Annotated in this window: 1 protein-coding gene; it reads right to left on the reverse strand. The window is 68.4% G+C overall.

Translation table 11 applies throughout. From position 1 onward, the window contains the following. A partial coding sequence (locus tag LOS8367_RS19165) for a hypothetical protein (RefSeq protein ID WP_207569307.1) occupies nucleotides 1-998 on the reverse strand: 998 nt, incomplete at both ends.

Below are 998 nucleotides of genomic sequence, written 5' to 3' on the forward strand. Positions count from 1 at the left end.
CCGTCGGCCTTGTTGTTGGCCGGGCTGTCGTCGTAGTCGAACCGGTGCGACAGATCCGCGATGCCGCTGCTGTTCAGCTTCACCACGACGTGCTGGTTGTCGAAGGTGTTGTTGGCCTTGAAGGCGTAGGCGTCGAGCCGGTTTTCGACCAGCGCCGGGATGTCGCCCGCGCCCTGCACCGGGTTGAAACCCTTGGTCAGCGTCACCATCACCGTGTCGCCCGGGGTGCCGGACACGATCACCGAGGGCTGGCTGCCGCCATAGCTGCCGGTGCCGCCCGCCCCGACGCCGTTGACGCTCAGCGTCGGCGCCACCGCGCCGGCGCCGGCCTGCGAGGCGATGGCGTGGCTGCCCGAGGCGCTGCCGTCGGAGCCCAGCTGGCCCGAGGCGGTGGTGCCGTCGTCGAACAGCACCGTGAAGGTCGAGCCGATCAGCTCGTGCCCGGAGATGCCGCCGACGTCCCAGCCGTCGACGGCCAGGGCGTCCAGCGAGCTCTTGGTCAGACCGGCGATCGAGTTCGGATCCATGTCGCCCGAAAAGCCGACAATCTCGTTCTTGCCGAAGCCACCGCTGACATTCGGGTCGAACTTGACCATCGCGCCCTTGTAGCCGCCATTGGAGGGCTTGCCGGTGCCGGTGGTGTTGGGCAGCGGGTCGGGCCCGGGCAGGAAGTAGCCGCCGACGCCGCCGCCGATATAGGCGCCGGTGTTGCCCGCCGCGTTGACCGCCCAGGGCTTGGTGGCGCTGTCGCCGCCGGCGCCGTCGGGGTCGAAGACGCTGTCGGGGTAGAGCGCGCTGGAGACGTCGATGAAGATCGCCGAGATCTTCTTGTCGCCGGTGTTGGTCACCTTGAAGCTGTTCAGGCCGAAATTCGACGCCTCGATGTTGGCGTTGCCGAGCATGATGCCGAGCTTGGCCGCACCGACGGTCCCGGCCGCGTAGCTCTGCGAGGTATCGAGATCACCCTGCGCCGCAAAGGCCTGGAGCGCGTTGGTCGG

The sequence above is a fragment of the Limimaricola soesokkakensis genome (assembly GCF_900172345.1).
In the GTDB taxonomy this organism is placed as follows: Bacteria; Pseudomonadota; Alphaproteobacteria; order Rhodobacterales; family Rhodobacteraceae; genus Limimaricola; species Limimaricola soesokkakensis.